Genomic DNA, 19,294 nt, shown 5'->3' on the forward strand with positions numbered 1-19,294 from the left:
AGCAGCCGATGGTCGACGGCGTCGCCCGGGTCGGCGACACGACGGTCGTCACCTCCCGCGGCGCCGGCGCCTGGGGTCCGGCGATCCGGGTGCTCGCGCCGCCCGAGGTGCCGGTCGTCACCCTGCGTCGGTCATGAGCGACGAGGCGTCCGCCACCGGCCGGGAGGCGCGCGGGGAGGGGCTGGTCGTCGGTGCCGACGGGCTGGCCCGGCCGACCTGGGCGGCGACGGACCCGCTGCTGCGCGACTACTACGACACCGAGTGGGGCATGCCGGTCCGCGACGAGCGCGGCGTCTTCGAGCGGCTCTCCCTCGAGGCGTTCCAGTCGGGTCTGTCGTGGGCGACGATCCTGCGCAAGCGGCCCGCGTTCCGGGTCGCCTTCGACGGCTTCGACCCCGACGTCGTCGCGGGCTACGGCGAGGCCGACCTCGCCCGCCTCCTGGCCGACGCCGGCATCGTCCGCAACCGCGCCAAGGTCCTCGCGACCGTCCGCAACGCCGCCGCGACCGTCGCACTGCGCGAGGACCCGGACGGCGACCTCGCCGCCTTCGTGTGGTCCTTCCGGCCCGCCGACACCCCGCGCCCGCGCACCCAGCACGAGGTCCCGACCACCTCGCCGGAGTCTCTGGCGCTCTCGAAGGCGCTCAAGCGCAAGGGCTTCACCTTCGTCGGCCCGACGACGATGTACGCCCTCATGGAGGCGCTCGGCCTCGTCGACACCCACCTGCTGGGCAGCCACCGCCGCGGCAGCAGCGGCGTCTGGCCGTCCTGACGCCCTCCGGCGGGGGCCCTCGGGGGCTCCGCCCGGTGGACCGCTCCCGACCGTGGGCCGGTCCCGCACACGACGACGGGGCCCGGACGTGACGTCCGGACCCCGTGCGGATCGGTGGAGCTGAGGGGATTCGAACCCCTGACCCCCTCCATGCCATGGAGGTGCGCTACCAACTGCGCTACAGCCCCGAGTGGGTGTCCCCCTGAGGGGGCGTCGTGGAGTCTACCCACGCCCCACCCCTCCCCCAAATCGGCCCCGGCCGCCGCGCTCGCCCGCCGCAGGTCGTCCCGGGCCCGCCGGTCGGGAGGGTGCGGGCCGGGTCAGGGCGGCGGCATCGTGGGGTCGGGTGAGCCGTCTCCGGCGGAGGCGTTCCACGTCCGCAGGCGCCATCCCTCGCGTCCCTCGACGAGCTCTCCCCAGTGGCAGTTGCCGAGCCCGCCGAGCACCCGCCAGGCCAGCGGCTGCTCCAGCCCGAGGAGCCAGGCCACGGCCGCCCGACCGGCTCCGCCGTGGGTCGACACGACGAGGCACTCCCCCGCCCGGAGGTCCGCGAGGTGGTCGGTGAGACCCGCGCCCACCCGGGCCACGACGTCGGCCATCGACTCGCCGTCGCCGCCGCGCCGGATGTCCTCCCCGCGCTGCACCGCCGCCCGCTCCTGCGGCCATTCCGCCGCGACCTCCTCGCTCGTCAGCCCCTGCCAGGCGCCGGCGTGAATCTCCCGGAAGCGCGGCTCGTCGGCGATGGGGACGCCGGCCGCCGTCGCCACCGACTGCCCCGTGCGCCGGGCCCGGGTGAGGTCCGAGGTGACGACCCGCGTCGGCCGCAGCGCCGCGACGGCCGGACCGACGGCGGCCGCCTGCGCCTCGCCGCGCTCGCTCAGCGGGCTGTCGAGCTGGCCCTGCCAGATGCCGGCGGCGTTGTGCGTCGTCTCGCCGTGGCGCAGGACGACGACGCGGCGGGGGTCTCGGGCACTCGCCGGGCTCACCGACCGCCCTGCTCGGTGCCGACGACGCCGAGGTCGACCGCGGGGCAGTCCTTCCAGAGGCGCTCGAGCTCGTAGAACTCGCGTTCCTCGTCGTGCTGGACGTGGACGACGACGTCGACGAAGTCGATGAGGACCCAGCGGCCCTCGCGCTGGCCCTCGCGGCGGGCCGGCTTGGCGCCGAGGGCGCGCAGCACGTCCTCGACCTCGTCGACGATGGAGCCCACCTGCCGCTCGGACTCGGCGGAGACGATGACGAACACGTCGGTGAGGGCGAGCTGGTCGGACACGTCGATGCCGGTGATGGTCGTGGCGAGCTTGTCGGCCGCCGCGGTGGCGGCGGCGCGGGCGAGCTCGAGGGCGCGGTCGGTGGCGGTCACGGTGCTCCTCGGTAGAGGCGGTGCTTGGAGATGTACTGGACGACGCCGTCGGGCACGAGGTACCAGACCGGCTCGCCGGCCCGGACCCTGTCCCGGCAGCCGGTGGACGAGATCGCCATGGCCGGGACCTCCTGCAGGGTCACCCGGTCCTTGGGCAGGCCGAGCTCGGAGAGGACGTACCCGGGCCGGGTCACCCCGACGAACCGCGCGAGGTCCCAGAGCTCGTCGGCGTCCTTCCACGACAGGATCTGGGTGAGGGCGTCGGCGCCGGTGATGAAGAACAGCTCGGCGTCCGGACGCTGCCGGCGCAGGTCGCGCAGCGTGTCGACGGTGTACGTCGGGCCGTCCCGGTCGATGTCGACGCGCGAGACGGTGAAGCGCGGGTTGGACGCGGTGGCGACGACGGTCATGAGGTAGCGGTGCTCGGCCGCCGACACCTCGCGGTCGTCCTTCTGCCAGGGCCGCCCGGTGGGGACGAAGACGACCTCGTCGAGGTCGAGCAGGGCCTGGGCCTCGGACGCCGCGACGAGGTGGCCGTGGTGGATGGGGTCGAAGGTCCCACCCATCACCCCGAGCCGCATCCGCGGGCCGCTCAGTGGTGACCCGGGTGCTCGGGCCAGTGCGCCCCGTCGTCCGTGCCCTGCGGGGCCCCGGGGACGGGACCGCCACGACGCGGCGGCGGGGCGTACTTGTGGTGCGTGCCGCGGAAGGACCAGGTGACCCCGAGGAGGAAGGCGAAGGCCAGGATCGCGAGCACGCCGATGAGCAGCGGCGGGATCGGGAGCTCCCGGTGTCCGGCTTCCTCGGCGGCGACCAGCACGGCGAACGTCGTCATGGGGCCCAACCCTACCGTCCCGGTTGTCCACGGATTTCGTCCACAGCCCTGTGCACGACGGGCCGTTTGAGCACCACGGTCTGTGGACGACGCGCCGAGCCGGGTGGCGCCCCTGGAAACTTCCTGCGAACGGCTTGCATGCGGCCACCGACGGCGACTAGAACAGACCCCACGCCCGCTGCGAAGGGTCGGACCGGACGGCGAGAGCATCCGGTACGGCTCGGCCCAGGGGGTGGGTCGATCGGATAACGGGACGAAGTCCCCACCCGGCAACGGGAGGGGCCGCGCGCCCCTCCTCGGGGGTGCGTGCCGCGCGCGACGGTGCGGGTGCCGCGGCCGACGGCCCGAGTCGAAGTCCGTCCTCAGGGGCGGCGCCACCGTCGCGTGGCAGACCTCGTGCGGCTCGCCGCAGGGACCGACCGGCTCGCGCACAGCCGGCGGCCGTGCCGCCGGTGAGGGCCCCCGAATCTCATACTCGGGGGCCCTCCGCCGTGTACAGGCCCTCCACGGCCGATGCTGGGCCCCGCACAGCGGCCCCGCCTACCCTGGAGCCATGTCCGAGGTCGAGCTGAGCGTCGTGGTCCCGATGTTCGACGAGCAGGAGGTCATCCCCCTGTTCGTCGAGCGGCTGCGGCCCCTGGCCGCCGGGTGGGGCTGCACGTACGAGGTCGTCTGCGTCGACGACGGCTCGCGCGACGCCACGCCGGTGCTCCTGCAGCGTCTGCGCCGCGAGTGGCCCGAGCTGCGGGTCGTCCGGCTGCGCGCCAACGCCGGCCACCAGGCGGCCATCTCGGCCGGCCTGGCCCGGGCCCGCGGGCGGTACGTCGTCACCATCGACGCCGACCTCCAGGACCCGCCCGAGACCATCGGCCGGATGCTCGAGGTCGCCCGTGAGGAGGACGTCGACGTCGTCTACGGCGTGCGCTCGGACCGCTCCACCGACTCCGCCTTCAAGCGCGTCACGGCGCGGGCGTTCTACCGCTCGATCCGCGCCCTGTCCGACGTCGACGCCCACGTCGACGCCGGCGACTTCCGGCTCATGTCCCGCGCCACCGTCGACGCCGTCAACGCCCTGCCCGAGCACGACCGGGTGCTGCGGCTCGTCGTCCCCGCGCTCGGCTTCCCCAGCGCCTCGGTCGACTACCGCCGTGAGCCGCGGGCGGCCGGCGAGTCCAAGTACCCCCTGGCCCGGATGCTGCGGCTGTCCGTCGACGGCGTCACGGGCTTCTCCATCGCACCGCTGCGGTTCGCCACGTGGCTGGGGCTGCTCGGCGGCGTCGCGGCCATCGTCGTCCTCGTCTACGCCGTCGTCGCCATGCTCCTCGGCGACACCCTGCCCGGCTGGACGTCCACCGTCGTCATCGTGTCGGCGGTCGGCGCCGTCCAGCTGCTGGCCCTCGGCATCCTCGGGGAGTACGTCGGCCGCACGTACACGGCCCTCCAGGCCCGGCCGACGTACTTCGTCGCCCACGACTCGCTGGTCGACGCCGGCACCGCGCCCACCGTCCCGGCCCGGCCGCACGTCGTCCCGGTGCGCACGGTGCCCGAGGACGGGTCGGACGACGACCTCGCCCCGACCGCGGACGAGCCACCGCCCGCGCGCGGCGCCGGCGGTTTCCGGGCCTAGACCCGCTCCCTCTGCTCGGGCGTCCCGCCTCGGTGGGGTGCTCCGAAACGTTCCGGGCGACGTCGTCGGGGCGGAGGGCCGGCTGCCTCACCGACCGGCCGTCCGACCGCTTGACCCCCCCTCCCCCCCGGAACAGGGGGCGTCGTCGGGGCCGACCTGGCCGTCTCCCTCGAGCGGGCTGGGTCAGGGCGGAGAGCGGGGTGCCTCACCGACCTGCGGTTCCGACGGCTCAGGCGCGGACCTGCCCGTCCCCCTCGACGACCCACTTGGTCGTCGTCAGCTCGGGCAGCGCCATCGGCCCGCGGGCGTGCAGCTTCTGGGTCGAGATGCCGATCTCGGCGCCGAAGCCGAACTCCCCGCCGTCGGTGAACCGGGTGCTCGCGTTGACCATGACCGCCGCGGCGTCGACCTCGGCGGTGAACCGGCGGGCGGCGGCCCGGTCCTCGGTGACGATGGCCTCGGTGTGACCGGACCCGAAGCGCCGGATGTGCGCCAGCGCGGCGTCCAGGTCGTCGACGACGCCCACCGACATCTCCAGCGCGTGGAACTCGGTGGCGAAGTGCTCGTCGGTCGCGAGGTCGTGCGGGACGCCCGCGGCCTCGGCCGACCGCGTGGCGAGCGCGTCGGTGTGGAGGACGACCCCCTCGCCGGACAGCGCGGCCAGCGCCTTGGGCAGGAACTCCTCGGCGACCGCCGCGTGCACGAGCAGCGACTCGGCGGCGTTGCAGACACTCGGTCGGTGGGTCTTGGCGTTGACGGTGATGGCCAGCGCCCGGTCCAGGTCGGCGGCCGCGTCGACGTAGACGTGGCAGTTGCCGACCCCGGTCTCGATGACCGGCACCGTGGAGCCGGTGACGACGGCCTCGATGAGGTCGGCGCCGCCGCGCGGGATGAGCAGGTCGACGAGGCCGCGCGCGGTCATCAGCGCCCGCACGGCTCCGTGCCCGCCTTCGAGCAGGCCGACGGCGCCCTCGGGCAGCCCCGCGTCGGCGAGGGCCTGGCGCAGCACCGTGACAAGGGCGCGGTTGGTGTCGGCGGCGGCGCTGCCCCCGCGCAGCACGACGGCGTTCCCGGACTTCAGGCCGAGCCCGGCGGCGTCGACGGTGACGTTGGGGCGGGCCTCGTAGATCATGCCGACGACGCCCATCGGCACGCGCACCTGCCGGATCTGCAGGCCGTTGGCCAGCGTCGACCCGCGGACGACCTCGCCCACCGGGTCGGGCAGCGCGGCGACGTCGCGCAGGGCCTGAGCCACCGCGGCGACGCGCGGAGGGTCGAGCCGCAAGCGGTCGAGCAGACCGTCGCCCATCCCCTGCTCACGGCCGCGGGCCAGGTCGAGCGCGTTGGCCGCGACGACGTCGTCCGTGGCCGCCACGAGGGCGTCGGCGAGGACGTGCAGGGCGGCGTCCTTCTCGGCGCGCGAGAGCAGCGCGAGCCGGCGTGCGGCGTCGCGGGCCGCGGTGGCGAGCACGCGGACCCGTTCGACGTCGGCGGGGTCGATGGCGGTGTCGCGCTCGGACATGCGACCAGGGTAGGCGCGCCCACCGTCGCCCGTCCCACCCCGCCCGCATGCCAGCCAGACCGACGTCGACCGCTGGCCCCCAACCGCAACGGGCCGACGACACGTCCAGCCCTCACCCGGCGTGTCCTCCGCCTCGTCGGGATCCGCGCGTCCACCGTGTCGTCGGTTCGCGGGCCGTCCGGGGGCAACCGGGCCCCCCACGACGGGAGCAGCCTCGGCCTCACCAGACAACCCGCCTTGGCGCAGGTCGCAGGGTCCCCACGACGGGACGACGACACGTCCAGCGCTGGCCCGGCGTGTTCCCCAGCACGTCGGGGCCCGCGAGTCCACCGTGTCGTCGGTTCGCAGAGCCGTCCGGCAGCAACCGGGCCCCACGTCGGAAGCATCCTCGGCCTCACCACACAACACGCCATGGCGCAGCTCGCAGCGTCCCCACGACAGGGCGACGACACGTCCAGCGCCGGCCCGGCGTGTCTCACAGCACGCCTTGCTTCCGGCAACCACCGTGTCGTCCGCTCGCAAGGTTCCACGACGGGGTGACGACACGTCCAGCGCCGGCCCGGCGTGTTCCCAGGCACGTCGGGGTCCGCGGGTCCACCGTGTCGTCCGCTCGCTCATGCCGGCTGGGAGGATCGCCGGATGACGCCGCCCGCCGACGCCCCGGCCCACGAGTTCGAGCGCAAGTTCCTCGTCACCGACCCCTCGGTGGTGCAGGGTCGCCCCTGGACCGCGATGCGCCAGGGCTACCTGTTCGCCAACTCCGGCTATGCGCTGCGCATCCGCCTCACCGAGACCTCGGACGGCACGGCCGGCGCCGTCCTCACCCTCAAGGGCCCGCGCTCCGGGCTCGGCCGTCCTGAGTCGGAGTGGGAGGTGCCGGTGCAGGACGGCCTCGTCCTGCTGGAACAGGCGTCGGGCACGGTGGAGAAGCGTCGCCACCTGCTCGAGCACGACGGCCTCGTCTGGGAGGTCGACGTCTTCGAGGGTCGCCACGACGGGCTCGTGCTGGCCGAGGTCGAGGCCGACGAGGCCGCCGTCGTCGCGGCGCAGCCCCCACCCTGGGCCGGCGCCGAGGTCACCGACGACGTCCGCTACTACAACTCCTCCCTCGCCGCCGCCGACGGCCCGCCCGGCCCGGCACCCACCGGCCGGGCCTGAGCCCGAGCGTCGTCGCCCACCCGCCGCGCGAGCCCGCGGTGACAGGATGGGACCGTGACGACGATCCTCTCCATCCAGTCCTCCGTGGCCTACGGGCACGTCGGGAACTCGGCGGCCGTCTTCCCGCTCCAGCGCCTCGGGGTCGAGGTGTGGCCGGTGCACACCGTCCACTTCTCCAACCACACCGGGTACGGCGCCTGGCGCGGCCCGCTCATGGCCGCCGACGACGTCCGCGAGGTCGTCACCGGTGTCGAGGAGCGCGACGCCCTCGGCGAGGTCGACGCCGTCCTGTCCGGCTACCAGGGCGGGGAGGAGATCGGCGACGTCATCCTCGACGCCGTCGCCCGCACCAAGGCGGCGAACCCGTCGGCCATCTACGCGTGCGACCCCGTCATGGGCAACGCGAAGTCCGGGTGCTTCGTCCACCCGGCCATCCCCGTGCTGCTGCGCGAGAAGGTCGTTCCACAGGCGGACCTCATCACCCCGAACCAGTTCGAGCTCGGCTACCTCACCGAGACCGAGCCCGGCGACCTCGACTCCACCCTGGCGTCGGTCGAGGCCGCACGCGCCATGGGCCCGTCGACCGTGCTCGTGACGAGCGTCCTGCGCCCCGACCGGCCCGCGGACACCATCGAGATGCTCGCCGTCCACGACGACGGCGCCTGGATCGTCCGGACGCCGCACCTGCCGCTCAAGGCCAACGGGTCCGGCGACGTGACCGCCGCGCTGTTCACGGCGCACCTGCTGGAGACCGGTGACGCCGGGGTGGCCCTGGGCCGCACGGTCTCGTCGGTGTTCGATCTGCTCCAGCGCACCCTGGACTCCGGACGCCGCGAGCTGCAGCTCGTGCAGAGCCAGGACGAGATCGCCAACCCGCGGATGCAGTTCGAGGTCGAGCGCCTCCACTGACCCCCTCCCCCGCCTCGACTTTCCCGCCCCATCCGGGAAGTCCGGGGTTCGCGTACCCGGTCGACCCTTGCGAACCCCGGGGAACCCGGATGGGGCGGGAAAGTCGGGACGGCGGGGTGGTTGGGGCGTCGTGGGGTGGTCGGGGGTGGTGAGGTGGTTGGGGCGTCGTGGGGTGGTTGGGGGTTGTGGGTGGTTGGGGTGGTTGGGGGTCGTGGGGTGGTCTGGGGACGCGAGGTGGTGGGGTTGGGGGGTTGACGTCAGGGGGGTGACGGGCGCTCGAGGAGGCGGTGCGGGGTGGACCAGCAGACCTCGCGCAACCAGGCGTCGTCGAGCCGCGGCTCGCGGTCGCGCAGCCGGGCCAGCGCCTCCAGCTGGTGCGCGTACGGGTAGGGGATGGTGGGAAAGTCCGAGCCGAGCAGCACCTTGGGGCCGAGGTCGGCGAGCCGCGGCAGCAGCACCTCGGGGAACGGCCCGGCGCCGTCGATGGCGGAGAAGAAGGCGGTGAACACCATCGTCGTGTCGAGATGGGTGCGCTCGTACCGCTCGGCGAGCGCGAGGAAGTCCGCGTACTCCGGCGCGCCCATGTGCGCGACGACGGCGGTGAGGCGCGGGTGCCGGTGGAGGACCCGCCGCAGCGGCTCCGGGCCGGTGAAGGCGTTCCCGACGGGGCCGGACCCGACGTGGACGACGACCGGGGTGCCGGCGGCGGCCAGCGCCTCCCACGCGGGGTCGAGCAGCGGGTCGTCGAGCCGGAACTCGCCGACCTGCACGTGCACCTTCCACACCTCGACCCCCGCCGCGACGAGCTCTGGGACGTAGGTCGCGACCTCGGGCTCCGGGTAGAAGGTGGCGCTCCACAGGGCCTCGGGCACGGCGGCGGCGAAGTCGCGGGCCCAGTCGTTGAGGTACCCGGCGACGCCCGGCTTGTGGGCGTAGGGCAGTGCGCCGAAGCGCCGCACCCCGAGCGCGCGCAGGTGCTCGAGCCGGTCGGCGGTGCGCCCGCGGTAGGTGATCGGCCACGGCCGCCCGATCTTCGGGCCCCGGGCGTCGAAGACGTCCCACACCGCACGCTGGATGTTCGGCGGCATGAAGTGGACGTGGACGTCGTAGAGGCCGGGCAGCCCGAGGTCGCGCCAGAAGGCGGGCACGGCGGCGTCCTGCGCGGGCGGGACGAGCGGCGGCAGGGACTCCGGGTCCGGCCCGCGGGGGCTCACAGGACGACGAGGTCGTCGCGGTGGACGACCTCCCGCTCGTAGGCCGGGCCGAGCTCGCGGGCCAGGTCGCGGGTCGTCCGGCCGAGCAGGCGCGGCAGCTCGGACGAGGCGTAGTTGACGAGCCCGCGCGCGATGACCCGGCCGTCGGCGGCGCACACGTCGACTGCGTCCCCGGCGGCGAAGGCCCCGTCGACCGCGGTGATGCCGGCCGGCAGGAGCGACGTGCGCCGCTGGGTGACGGCGGTGACGGCGCCGTCGTCGAGCACGAGGCGACCGCGGGCCGTCGTCGCGTGGGCCAGCCACCGCTTGCGCGAGGCCTTGGTCGCGGCGACCGGCGCGAACACCGTGCCGACGTCCTGTGCCGCCAGCGCGTCGGCGACGTCGGGCAGCCGGGTGAGGAGGGTGGGGATGCCGGCCGCGCCCGCGATGCCGGCGGCCTCCACCTTCGTGACCATGCCACCGCTGCCCACCGACGAGCCGGTGCCGCCGATGGTCACCGCGTCGAGGTCGCCCGCCCCGGCGACGAACGGGACCCGCCGCGAGCCGCCCCGGGACGGCGGTCCGTCGTAGAGGGCGTCGACGTCGGTGAGCAGCACGAGGCCGTCGGCGCCGACGAGGTCGGCGACGAGGGCCGCCAGCCGGTCGTTGTCGCCGAACCGGATCTCCTGCGTGGCCACGGTGTCGTTCTCGTTGACGATGGGCACGATGCCGAGGTCGAGCAGCCGCTCCAGGGTGCGCCGGGCGTTCGTGTAGTGGCTGCGGCGCGTCGTGTCGTTGGCCGTGAGCAGGACCTGCCCGACGGTGAGCCCGTGCCGGCCGAAGGCCGCCTGGTAGGCGGCGACGAGCGCCCCCTGCCCGACCGACGCCGCCGCCTGCTGGGTGGCGAGGTCGCCCGGCCGGCGCTCGAGCCCGAGCGGGCCGATGCCCGCCGCGATGGCGCCGGAGGAGACGAGGACGACCTGCCCCCCGCCGGTGCGCCGCGCGGCCAGCGCGTCGACGAGCGCACCGAGGGCGCCGAGATCCAGGGCGCCGCCGTCGGCGCTGGTGAGCGACGACGAGCCGACCTTGACGACGAGCCGGCGCGCCTGCGCGACCCGCTGCCGCAGCCGGCCGGCGTCGTCGGTCATCACTCGTCCCGGGCGCTCGACCAGTGCCCGGACCGGCGCTCGGCCGCGAGCTCGTCGCGGGCGGCGGTCTGGGCGTCCTTGCGGGCGTGGAACTCCTCGCGCTTCTCGGCCCGGGACTTGCGCCCGGACTCCTCGAGGCGCACGTCGGTGCCGCGGGGGCTGCCGAGCAGCTCGGCGCCGCTGCTCAGCGTCGGCTCCCAGTCGAAGACGACGGCGTCGTCCTCGGGCCCGACGAGCACGGTCGAGCCCGCGACGGCACCGGCCGCGAGCAGCGCCTCCTCGACACCGAGCCGGTTGAGGCGGTCGGCGAGGTAGCCGACGGCCTCGTCGTTGCTGAAGTCGGTCTGGCGCACCCACCGGGTGGGCCGCTCGCCGACGACCCGGAACACCTCGCCGTCGGACGTGGTCTCGCAGCGGACCCGGAAGCCGCTGTCGTCGACGGCCTGCGGGCGCAGCACGACCCGCGGCGGCGGGGCCGCGGCCGCGGCGGCCTCGACCTCGGCGCGCGCGGTGGCGACGTGGCGGGCCAGGGCGAAGGTCAGCTCCTTGAGGCCCTGGTGGGCGACGGCCGAGACGACGTGGACCTCCAGGCCCCGCTCCTCGAGCATGGGCCGCACCATCTCGGCGAGCTCGCGAGCCTCGGGGACGTCGGCCTTGTTGAGGACGACGACGCGGGTGCGCTCGGACAGCGGCCGGCCGCCCAGGGTGTCGTCGGGGACGTAGGCGGCGAGCTCGGCCTCGATGACGTCGAGGTCGGTGAGCGGGTCGCGGCCCGGCTCCAGCGTCGCGCAGTCGACGACGTGGACGAGGACCGAGCACCGCTCGACGTGCCGCAGGAACTCCAGGCCCAGGCCCTTGCCCTCGCTGGCGCCGGGGATGAGCCCGGGGACGTCGGCGACGGTGAACCGCTCGCTGCCGGCGGTGACGACCCCGAGGTTCGGCACGAGGGTGGTGAACGGGTAGTCGGCGATCTTCGGCTTGGCGGCCGAGAGCACGGAGACGAGCGAGGACTTCCCGGCCGACGGGAACCCGACGAGGGCGACGTCGGCCAGCGACTTCAGCTCCAGGACGACGTCGAGCGACTCCCCCGGCTCGCCGAGCAGCGCGAACCCGGGCGCCTTGCGCCGGGGGCTGGCCAGGGCCTTGTTGCCGAGGCCGCCGCGCCCGCCGCGGGCCAGGACGATGCGGGCGTCCGGGCCGACGAGGTCGGCGACGACCCGGCCGCGGGCGTCCTTGACGACGGTGCCCTCCGGCACCGGCAGGACGAGGTCGGCGCCGTCGCCGCCGTTGCGCTCGTCGCCGCCGCCCGGCCGGCCGTTCTCGGCCCGGCGGTGCGGGGTGTGGTGGTAGTCGAGGAGCGTCGTCTCCTGCGGGTCCACCGCGACGACGACATCACCGCCGTGCCCCCCGTTGCCGCCGTCCGGGCCGCCGAGCGGCTTGAACTTCTCGCGGCGCACCGACGCGACCCCGTGCCCGCCCTTGCCGGCGGTGACGTGGAGGACGACGCGGTCGACGAAGGTCGCCATGGCTGATCCTGCTCCTGCTCGTGGGATGCGTGAGGGGCGGGCCGTTCGCGGCCCGCCCCTCACGACGTGGTGCGTGGTGCCGGGCGGTCCGCCCGGCTGCACGTCACTCGGCGGCTACGGCCGCCGGCGTGATGTTGACGGTCTTGCGACCGCGCTTGGTGCCGAAGGTCACCGCACCCGGGACGAGCGCGAACAGCGTGTCGTCGCCGCCGCGGCCGACGCCGTCACCGGGGTGGAAGTGGGTGCCGCGCTGGCGGACGATGATCTCGCCGGCCTTGACGACCTGGCCGCCGTAGCGCTTGACGCCGAGGTACTGCGCGTTGCTGTCACGACCGTTGCGGGTCGAGGACGCGCCCTTCTTGTGTGCCATGTCTGGGTTCCTTGTCCGTCCGGGAGAGCGTCGGGCTCAGGCGTCGATCGCGGTGATCTTGACCTGGGTGAGCGGCTGGCGGTGGCCCTGACGCTTCCGGTAGCCGGTCTTGTTCTTGTACTTGAGGATCGTGATCTTCGGACCCTTGGCGGCCTTGACGACCTCCGCGGTGACGGTGACCTTGGCGAGCTTGGAGGCGTCGCTGGTCACGGTGCCGCCGTCGACGACGAGCAGCGGCTGCAGCCGGATCTCGTCACCGGCCTGGCCGATCTTGTCGATGAGCAGGGTGTCGCCGACGGAGACCTTCTCCTGGCGACCGCCCGCACGCACAATCGCGTACACGATGGTTCTCACTTCCTGTTCGGGTGTGCCTGCTGCGACCGGCCGGTAGCGACCCCGTGGACGACACGGGACACCGGCTCGGTGGGCGCACCGACCTCCGAGGGTACCGGCGCGCGGACCGGCCCTCCAAATCGCACGGCGGGTGCCGCGGACGCTCAGCCCTCGTCGGACCCGGCGCCGTCGGGGACGACAGCCGGCTCGCTCCCGGGCGGCGGTCCGGCCGGGGCGACGACCCGTCCGCGACGACGTCGCGGGCGGGCGGCCGGCGGCTCGGGGGCCGCGACCGGCTCGGGCACCGGGGCGGGCTCGGGCTCGACCGACGGCGGCGCGGACGGCGCCGACGGGCCGGCGAGGTCCGAGCTCTCGGCCACCGGCGCGGCGTCCGACGACCCCGCCTGCGGGGCCGGCGGCTCCGACGTCGCCGTGGAGCCGGTGCTCGCTGCGTCCTCGGCCGGGGGGACGGTCCCGCCCGTCGTTTCCTCGGAGGCGCCGGCGACGGCCGGCCCCACCTCGGCGGCGACCTCGGCCGCCACCTGGTCCGCGACCTCGGTCTGGTCGGTGTGCTTGAGCGCCGCGGCGTGCGCGGCGGCGGCGATCTGGGCCGCCGTCGGCCCGCTCGGCCTGTGCTCCTCGTCGTGGCCGTTGCCGTTCGAGGAGCCGGACCCGGACGAGTGGCCGTTGCCGCCGTGCTGCTGGCCGCCGCGCGAGCGCGAGCGGCCGGAGCGGCCCGAGCCACCGGAGTCGCCGCCGTTGCCGCGCTCGACGGGCTCGGTGTGGACGACGATGCCGCGGCCGGCGCAGTGATCGCACTGCTCGGAGAAGACCTCGATGAGCCCGGACCCGACGCGCTTGCGGGTCATCTGGACCAGGCCGAGCGAGGTGACCTCGGCGACCTGGTGCTTCGTGCGGTCGCGGCCGAGGCACTCCAGCAGCCGGCGCACGACGAGGTCGCGGTTGGACTCCAGGACCATGTCGATGAAGTCGACGACGATGATGCCGCCGATGTCGCGCAGCCGCAGCTGGCGGACGATCTCCTCGGCGGCCTCGAGGTTGTTCTTCGTCACCGTCTCCTCGAGGTTGCCCCCGGAGCCGACGAACTTGCCGGTGTTGACGTCGACGACGGTCATCGCCTCGGTGCGGTCGATGACGAGGGAGCCGCCGGAGGGCAGCCACACCTTGCGGTCCATCGCCTTCGCGATCTGCTCGTCGATGCGGTGGGCGGCGAAGACGTCACCCTCCTCGGTCCAGCGGGTGAGCCGCTGCGCGAGGTCGGGCGCGACGTCCTCGACGTACTCGCTGACCTCCGACCAGGCCTTCTCGCCGGAGACGACGAGCGAGGCGAAGTCCTCGGTGAAGACGTCGCGGATGACGCGGATGGTGAGGTCGGGCTCGCCGTGCAGCAGCTGGGGCGCTCCCCCGCCGCCGGACTTCTTGGCCCGGGCGGAGTCGGCCTTCTTCTGGATGCGCTCCCACTGCTTGGTGAGGCGCTCGACGTCGGCGGTCAGCTCGGCCTCGGACGCCCCCTCGGCCGCGGTGCGGACGATGACGCCGGCGCCGTCGGGCACGACCTCCTTGAGGATCGCCTTGAGCCGGGCGCGCTCGGTGTCCGGCAGCTTGCGCGAGATGCCGGTCATCGAGCCCTCGGGCACGTAGACGACGTAGCGGCCCGGCAGCGAGATCTGCGAGGTGAGACGGGCGCCCTTGTGCCCGATCGGGTCCTTCGTCACCTGGACGAGCACGGTGTCGCCGGAGGACAGGGCGTTCTCGATGCGCTTGGCCTGCCCGCCCTCGAGCCCGGCGGCGTCCCAGTTCACCTCGCCGGCGTAGAGGACGGCGTTGCGGCCCTTGCCGATGTCGACGAACGCCGCCTCCATCGAGGGCAGGACGTTCTGGACCCGGCCGAGGTAGACGTTGCCGGCCATCGACGCGGTCGTCTCGCGGGAGACGTAGTGCTCGACGAGGACGCCGTCCTCGAGGACGCCGATCTGGGTGCGGCCGTCCCGGCCGCGCACGACCATGGTCCGCTCGACCGACTCGCGGCGGGCGAGGAACTCGGCCTCGGTGATGACGGTGCGGCGGCGGCCGGCCTCGCGGCCCTCGCGGCGGCGCTGCTTCTTGGCCTCGAGCCGGGTCGAGCCCTTGACGGCGGTCGGCTCGTCGCGGTCGCTGCGCGGCTCGCGCACCTTGGTGACGGTGCCGGGCGGGTCGTCACCGTCGGCGCCGGAGGACCCGCGACGACGACGCCGGCGGCGCCGGCTGGACGAGCCGGACTCGCCCTCGTCGTCGTCCCTGGTCTCGCCGCGGCCCTCGGCCTCGCCGCCCTGACGGTCCTCGCCGCCCTTGGCCTGCCGGCCCTGCCGGCCGCCGGAGCGGCCGCCGCCCTGGGCGTCGTCGGAGCCCTCGCCGGACTCCTCGCCGTCGGAGCCGGTGTCGCCCTTCCCGCGACCACGCCGTCCCCGGCCGCCCCGGCGCCGGCGACGCGAGCCGCCGGCCTCGTCGTCACCGCTGCCGTCGCCGGCCTCGCGGTCGCCGCGGGTGTCGGTGTCGTCGTCGTCGGGGGTCGCCGCGGCGGGCTCGTCGTCCACGGCGGGACGCTCGGTCTCGACGGGCTCGGGGCGCACCTCGGCGGGGGCGCCGGCGGCGGAGCTGGCCCGGCGGCGGGTGGCCCGCGCGGGCTCCGGCGCCTGGAAGAGCAGCCCGAGGCCGGGGGCGCCGGTGGGCGCCTCGGCGGCCGGGGCGTCGGTCTCGTCCTCGTTCTCGTCCTCGACCTCCGGAGCGGCGACGGGCGCCGGTGCCGCGACGGGCGGGGCGAACGGGTCGGCCGCGGGCGGCTCGACGGGAGCGGCCTCGGCGGCGGTCCGGGTGGCGCGACGGCGCGCCCTCTTCGCGGGCACGGCCTCCTGCGGCGCCTCGTCGGGCGGCGTGGCGCCCTCGCTCGCGGCCTCCTCGGGCGCGACCTCCGACGTGGGGGCGGCGGACTCGGCGGGCTCGGCGGCCTTCTTGCGGCTGCGGGTGCTCGCCTTGCGGGCGGTCTTCGTCGCCTTCTTCGCGGCCTTCGCCGGGACGGCCTCGACGTCCGCCGCGGTGTCACCGGCGGTGTCCGGGACAGGCTCGTCGGCGGCGGCCGCGGCGCCGGTGTCGGCGGGCGCGGCCTCGGGGGCGGCGGCCTTCTTCGTCGCTCGCTTGCGAGGAGCGCGCTTCTTCGCGGGGGGCGGGGTGTCGTCGCCGGCCGCCGGGGTGGCGTCGACCGGGAGGGTCGGGGGTTCGCTGGCCTCGGGGGCGGCGGGGTCGTTCTCGGAAGCCATGTCGGCCCCTTTCGTCACCCGCGACCGACGTCCACACCGGTCCCGCGGGCGGGACCCCGTCGACCGCGGCGTGCGATCGGATCGTGCGGGGCGAGCCCCACACGGAAGTCGGCAGCTACCCCGGGGCGGGCTCGCGCGGACGGCGCGTCACCCACCGGGGCCGACGGCCTCCCGGTCGGCGGCCAACGGATCGGCCACCCCGTCCCCTGCCTCGACCAGCGGGCCTTGCGCGAGCCTGGTCACCAGTGGTGGGACCGGGGCCGCGAACCCCGTGACGGCGTGCAGAGCGGTCAGGATGTCGTCGGGGCGTACGGACGGTGTGGTGTGCCGTACGACCACGCGCAGTATCGCACACCCGACCTCGTCGACATCGCAGACCCGGGCGTCCAGGACCGCCTCGCGCGTGTCGAAGGTCCGCGGTCCGCTCTTGAAGGTCCGGGTGGTCTCGGCCCGCTCGCACGCGAGGTAGGCGGCCAGGGCGGCACGGACCTCGTCGGCGTCCGCCCCGCGGACGACGATCCGCCACTCGCTGGCCTCCAGCCGGTCGGCGAGCGCCCCGGGCCCCGCCTCGACGACGTCGACGACGTCGAGGCCGTCGGGCAGCGCCTCGTCGAGGGCTTCGCGGACGGCCGCGGGGTCGACCCGCTCGGTGACGCGGATCTGGAAGTACTCGGCCTCGCTCGCGGTGCCGGTGGGCGCGGCGTTGGCGTAGGAGATGAGCGGGTGCGGGTGGAACCCCGCCGAGAACGCCATCGGCACGCCGGCGCGGCGCAGCGCCCGATCCAGGGCTCGGGAGAAGTCGCGGGTCGAGGAGAAGCGCAGGCGGCCCCGCTTGGCGTACCGGATGCGCAGCTTCTGCACCGCGGGCGGCGGCGGGGGGCCCTCCGGGGTGCGCTGACGAGCCATGGCGCCAGGCTACGAGGCGGGCTGCCCCGGGCCGCACCCGGTGCGGCGACCGGGTCCGGACACGCACGGTGGCCGGTCCGCTCGCGGGGAGCGGACCGGCCACCGGATCGACGGGCTGAGGACAGGTCAGCCGTCGGTCGACGGATGCAGACAGGTCATCCGTCGTGCGGCGGAGGAGGACAGGTCATCCGCCGTACCCGGAGACGGCGTCGAGCCAGGCGCCGCCGTCCGGGGATCCGACACCGGTCACGTCGTCGTAGCCAGGACGGACGTGGATGGTGAGTGAGTGGTCGGCGTCGAAGTACCGCGCCGAGTACCGGTAGCCGCCCGCGCCGCTCTCGCCGTCGACGTAGTCGACGCGCACGGTGCCCGGGTAGGTGCTGAGCGGCGCCGTCGTGATGTCCAGCGTCCCGCTGCCCCGTGCCGCGTAGAGCGCCGGGTTGGCCAGGCCGTAGGGGTGGCCGGCCCGCTGCATCGCGTCGGCGAACATCCCGGCGTAGAGCGGCGAGGAGAGACTCGTGCCGCCGATGCGGTACTCGTCGTAGTACGTGCCGTCGGAGAACGCCTGGGTCTCGCCGACGAGCATCCCGGTGTTGGGGTCGCCGAGGGCCGACACGTCGGGCACGGTGCGCATCGCGCCGCCGCCGTAGGTCGTCGCGATCGAGTCGGGGACGACGCCCTTCTGGTACGACGGCTGCGCGAAGAGCCGGGAGGTCCCGCCGCCGCTGCCGTAGAGGTAGGTGGGTGTGCCCCACGTCGTCGTGGCCGGGTCGAGCGAGCTGCGGGCGGTCTCCCAGCCCACCTCGAACAGCCGCTGGTCGCTCCTGGTGACCCCGAGGGAGGTGCCGCCGACCGCGGTCACCCACGGGCTGGACGCCGGCCAGTCCGGCGTCGGGGTGGCCCCGGCGACGCCGCCGGTCTCGTCCCCGCTGTCGCCGGAGGAGAAGAACAGGCTGATGCCCTCGGCGGCGGCCTGGATCTGGGTGTCGAGCTGGGGCGCGATGTAGCCGCGGGGCAGGGCCTCGCCGCCGTAGCCGTAGGAGTTGCTGACGATGTCGGCGAGGTGGCCGTCGACGACCCTGTTCATGATCGCGTCGAGGTCGCGGTAGTTGTTCGGCGCGCCGATGTAGACGAGGTCGGCGCCCGGAGCCATCGTGTGGACGGCCTCGAGGTCGAGGGTCTCCTCACCGGCCCAGCCGCCCGGGTCGTGCCGTGGGTTCGTCGGGTGCTGGTAGGTGCCGGGGGCGACGACCTGGCGGAAGTGGCCCTGCACCGACGGCAGCCCGTGCGCACGGGAGTAGGTCTCGAGGTCGGACTGGATGGTCGGCGAGGCGTAGGCGTCGATGACGCCGACGGTGACGCCGCGCCCGTCCGTCCCGCTCGCAATGGAGTCCTTCAGGCCGTAGGCGCCCTGGAGCTGGGAGCCGGCGTACCCGCAGGGGGCGAAGGTGCTCGGGCTGTCGGGCAGGGTCGTGCCGTCGGGCGTCGCCGTGTTCTGCACCGTCCTCTGGCCCCAGTACTCCGAGCAGGGCCGGGCGTTGCGGAAGCCGGCCGGCGGGTCGGCGAGCTTGTCGGCGTGGGCGAGGGTCTGGCTCTCGTCGAGCCCGACGACGGCCTCGACGCCGGTGAGCCCCGCGGGCACGTGCAGCGGCGTCGTGTTGCCGCGGACCGTGCGCCCGTCGACGCGGAACTGGGCGAACGAGGTGCCGAACGCCGCGGCGGCCCGGCCGGCGGTGCCGGTGGCCTCGACGTACTTGCGGTTGGCCGGGACGCTGCCGACCGAGAAGCCCTCGTGGCGCAACCAGCCCGAGACGGCACCGACGGTGCGGGCGGTGGGCGAGAAGCGGGCGCGGAACTGCTGCGGGGTGAGGAAGTGGCCGTAGTCGGCGCTGCCCTCGGTGGACACGGCCTGCGCGTACGCGGCGGCGCCGGCGGGGTCGCGGTAGCCGAGGTAGACCCGGAAGGTCACCGACGTCGAGGGCGCGGTCGCGCCGGTGCGGTGGGCCGCGGTCGCCCAGGACGGGACGCTGCCGGGCAGGGTCTGGGCCGGGGTCGCCGACGCCGCGGCGGTGCCGGTGGCACCGAGCGCGAGCACGCCGGCGACGGCCAGCGCACTTCTGCGGGCACGGGACATGAGGCCTCCAGGACTTCGGCGGTGGCTGCGGTGGCAGCCGCGTTCACTGAACCCCGGCGCGGCGGGTTCCACCCATGACGATCGTCACGAGGCGCGTGACCCGCGCGCCGGGCACGGCCCGGCGGGGTCAATGGGTGTGCGGCCGGTGCGCACCGGACGCCCAGCGCACCTCCAGCAGCCGTCC

17 protein-coding genes and 1 tRNA gene are annotated in these 19,294 nt (G+C 75.0%); 4 read left to right on the top strand and 14 right to left on the bottom strand.

The window, feature by feature from the left end; all coding sequences use genetic code 11:
* Positions 1–133 precede the first annotated feature (133 nt).
* Positions 134–772: a DNA-3-methyladenine glycosylase I gene (locus EPD83_RS12665; RefSeq protein ID WP_165566664.1), complete on the top strand. Its 639-nt coding sequence runs from the start codon at positions 134–136 to the stop codon at positions 770–772.
* Positions 773–887: 115 nt separating this feature from the next.
* Here EPD83_RS12665 and EPD83_RS12670 read toward each other — a convergent pair.
* The 5 genes from EPD83_RS12670 to EPD83_RS12690 form a co-directional block, all read right to left on the bottom strand.
* Positions 888–960: transfer RNA gene (locus tag EPD83_RS12670), tRNA-Ala, on the bottom strand.
* Positions 961–1,092: 132 nt separating this feature from the next.
* Positions 1,093–1,758: a histidine phosphatase family protein gene (locus tag EPD83_RS12675; RefSeq protein ID WP_128366346.1), complete on the bottom strand. Its 666-nt coding sequence runs from the start codon at positions 1,756–1,758 to the stop codon at positions 1,093–1,095.
* Positions 1,755–2,135, bottom strand: coding sequence for a ribosome silencing factor (gene rsfS / locus EPD83_RS12680; protein WP_128366345.1), 381 nt, complete (start codon positions 2,133–2,135; stop codon positions 1,755–1,757). Before rsfS ends, EPD83_RS12675 begins: the two co-directional genes overlap by 4 nt.
* Entirely contained in the window at positions 2,132–2,701 is a 570-nt protein-coding gene (gene nadD, locus EPD83_RS12685; protein ID WP_235950575.1) for a nicotinate-nucleotide adenylyltransferase, read from the bottom strand. Before nadD ends, rsfS begins: the two co-directional genes overlap by 4 nt.
* Positions 2,702–2,727: 26 nt before the next feature.
* A complete protein-coding gene (locus EPD83_RS12690; protein WP_128366343.1) occupies positions 2,728–2,970 on the bottom strand; it encodes a hypothetical protein in 243 nt (80 codons plus the stop codon).
* Positions 2,971–3,523: 553 nt separating this feature from the next.
* Between EPD83_RS12690 and EPD83_RS12695 the strand changes: the two genes are divergently transcribed.
* Complete coding sequence (locus EPD83_RS12695) at positions 3,524–4,597, top strand: glycosyltransferase family 2 protein (RefSeq protein WP_128366342.1); 1,074 nt, start codon at positions 3,524–3,526, stop codon at positions 4,595–4,597.
* Between the two features lie 229 nt (positions 4,598–4,826).
* Here EPD83_RS12695 and EPD83_RS12700 read toward each other — a convergent pair whose 3' ends face one another.
* The gene (locus EPD83_RS12700; RefSeq protein ID WP_128366341.1) at positions 4,827–6,119 is read right to left on the bottom strand and encodes a glutamate-5-semialdehyde dehydrogenase; all 1,293 of its coding nucleotides are present in this window, start codon (positions 6,117–6,119) and stop codon (positions 4,827–4,829) included.
* Between the two features lie 639 nt (positions 6,120–6,758).
* On the opposite strand from EPD83_RS12700, the gene EPD83_RS12705 reads away from it, so the two are divergent.
* Together EPD83_RS12705 and pdxY are read left to right on the top strand one after the other, a co-directional pair.
* The gene (locus tag EPD83_RS12705; protein ID WP_128366340.1) at positions 6,759–7,277 is read left to right on the top strand and encodes a CYTH domain-containing protein; all 519 of its coding nucleotides are present in this window, start codon (positions 6,759–6,761) and stop codon (positions 7,275–7,277) included.
* Positions 7,278–7,331: 54 nt separating this feature from the next.
* Positions 7,332–8,186, top strand: coding sequence for a pyridoxal kinase PdxY (gene pdxY, locus EPD83_RS12710; protein WP_128366339.1), 855 nt, complete (start codon positions 7,332–7,334; stop codon positions 8,184–8,186).
* 257 nt (positions 8,187–8,443) lie between these two features.
* Here the strand turns inward: pdxY and EPD83_RS12715 are convergent, their stop codons facing one another.
* The 8 genes from EPD83_RS12715 to EPD83_RS12750 all read right to left on the bottom strand — a co-directional run bounded on the left by EPD83_RS12715 (position 8,444) and on the right by EPD83_RS12750 (position 19,110).
* Positions 8,444–9,400 carry an amidohydrolase family protein gene (locus EPD83_RS12715; protein ID WP_235950564.1) on the bottom strand — a complete coding sequence of 319 codons (957 nt, stop codon included), beginning with the start codon at positions 9,398–9,400 and terminating at the stop codon, positions 8,444–8,446.
* Positions 9,397–10,527 (bottom strand): glutamate 5-kinase, encoded by a 1,131-nt coding sequence (gene proB / locus EPD83_RS12720; protein WP_128368002.1) that lies wholly within the window; start codon positions 10,525–10,527, stop codon positions 9,397–9,399. Before proB ends, EPD83_RS12715 begins: the two co-directional genes overlap by 4 nt.
* On the bottom strand, positions 10,527–12,053 hold the full coding sequence (obgE, locus tag EPD83_RS12725) for a GTPase ObgE (protein WP_165566665.1): 1,527 nt from the start codon (positions 12,051–12,053) through the stop codon (positions 10,527–10,529). Before obgE ends, proB begins: the two co-directional genes overlap by 1 nt.
* 103 nt (positions 12,054–12,156) lie before the next feature.
* Positions 12,157–12,423: a 50S ribosomal protein L27 gene (rpmA, locus tag EPD83_RS12730; protein WP_128367702.1), complete on the bottom strand. Its 267-nt coding sequence runs from the start codon at positions 12,421–12,423 to the stop codon at positions 12,157–12,159.
* Positions 12,424–12,459: 36 nt separating this feature from the next.
* Positions 12,460–12,765, bottom strand: a complete 306-nt coding sequence (gene rplU, locus EPD83_RS12735) for a 50S ribosomal protein L21 (RefSeq protein ID WP_128367701.1) — start codon at positions 12,763–12,765, stop codon at positions 12,460–12,462.
* A 155-nt stretch (positions 12,766–12,920) separates the two neighbouring features.
* On the bottom strand, positions 12,921–16,070 hold the full coding sequence (locus tag EPD83_RS12740) for an Rne/Rng family ribonuclease (protein ID WP_165566666.1): 3,150 nt from the start codon (positions 16,068–16,070) through the stop codon (positions 12,921–12,923).
* A gap of 147 nt (positions 16,071–16,217) precedes the next feature.
* On the bottom strand, positions 16,218–16,976 hold the full coding sequence (locus EPD83_RS12745; protein ID WP_128368297.1) for a TIGR03936 family radical SAM-associated protein: 759 nt from the start codon (positions 16,974–16,976) through the stop codon (positions 16,218–16,220).
* A 184-nt stretch (positions 16,977–17,160) separates the two neighbouring features.
* On the bottom strand, positions 17,161–19,110 hold the full coding sequence (locus tag EPD83_RS12750; protein WP_165566667.1) for a S53 family peptidase: 1,950 nt from the start codon (positions 19,108–19,110) through the stop codon (positions 17,161–17,163).
* Positions 19,111–19,294 lie beyond the last annotated feature (184 nt).

It is taken from the genome of Phycicoccus flavus (assembly GCF_004025965.2).
GTDB classification, from domain to species: domain Bacteria; phylum Actinomycetota; class Actinomycetes; order Actinomycetales; family Dermatophilaceae; genus Phycicoccus; species Phycicoccus flavus.

Bases quoted from the DNA above. Each gene is read 5' to 3' on its own strand.
- EPD83_RS12700 (WP_128366341.1), bottom strand. From the start codon at position 6,119: ATGTCCGAGCGCGACACCGCCATCGACCCCGCCGACGTCGAACGGGTC.
- EPD83_RS12690 (WP_128366343.1), bottom strand. From the start codon at position 2,970: ATGACGACGTTCGCCGTGCTGGTCGCCGCCGAGGAAGCCGGACACCGG.
- EPD83_RS12745 (WP_128368297.1), bottom strand. From the start codon at position 16,976: ATGGCTCGTCAGCGCACCCCGGAGGGCCCCCCGCCGCCGCCCGCGGTG.
- rpmA (WP_128367702.1), bottom strand. From the start codon at position 12,423: ATGGCACACAAGAAGGGCGCGTCCTCGACCCGCAACGGTCGTGACAGC.
- EPD83_RS12705 (WP_128366340.1), top strand. From the start codon at position 6,759: ATGACGCCGCCCGCCGACGCCCCGGCCCACGAGTTCGAGCGCAAGTTC.
- EPD83_RS12740 (WP_165566666.1), bottom strand. From the start codon at position 16,070: ATGGCTTCCGAGAACGACCCCGCCGCCCCCGAGGCCAGCGAACCCCCG.
- EPD83_RS12665 (WP_165566664.1), top strand. From the start codon at position 134: ATGAGCGACGAGGCGTCCGCCACCGGCCGGGAGGCGCGCGGGGAGGGG.
- proB (WP_128368002.1), bottom strand. From the start codon at position 10,527: ATGACCGACGACGCCGGCCGGCTGCGGCAGCGGGTCGCGCAGGCGCGC.
- EPD83_RS12695 (WP_128366342.1), top strand. From the start codon at position 3,524: ATGTCCGAGGTCGAGCTGAGCGTCGTGGTCCCGATGTTCGACGAGCAG.
- obgE (WP_165566665.1), bottom strand. From the start codon at position 12,053: ATGGCGACCTTCGTCGACCGCGTCGTCCTCCACGTCACCGCCGGCAAG.
- nadD (WP_235950575.1), bottom strand. From the start codon at position 2,701: ATGGGTGGGACCTTCGACCCCATCCACCACGGCCACCTCGTCGCGGCG.
- EPD83_RS12750 (WP_165566667.1), bottom strand. From the start codon at position 19,110: ATGTCCCGTGCCCGCAGAAGTGCGCTGGCCGTCGCCGGCGTGCTCGCG.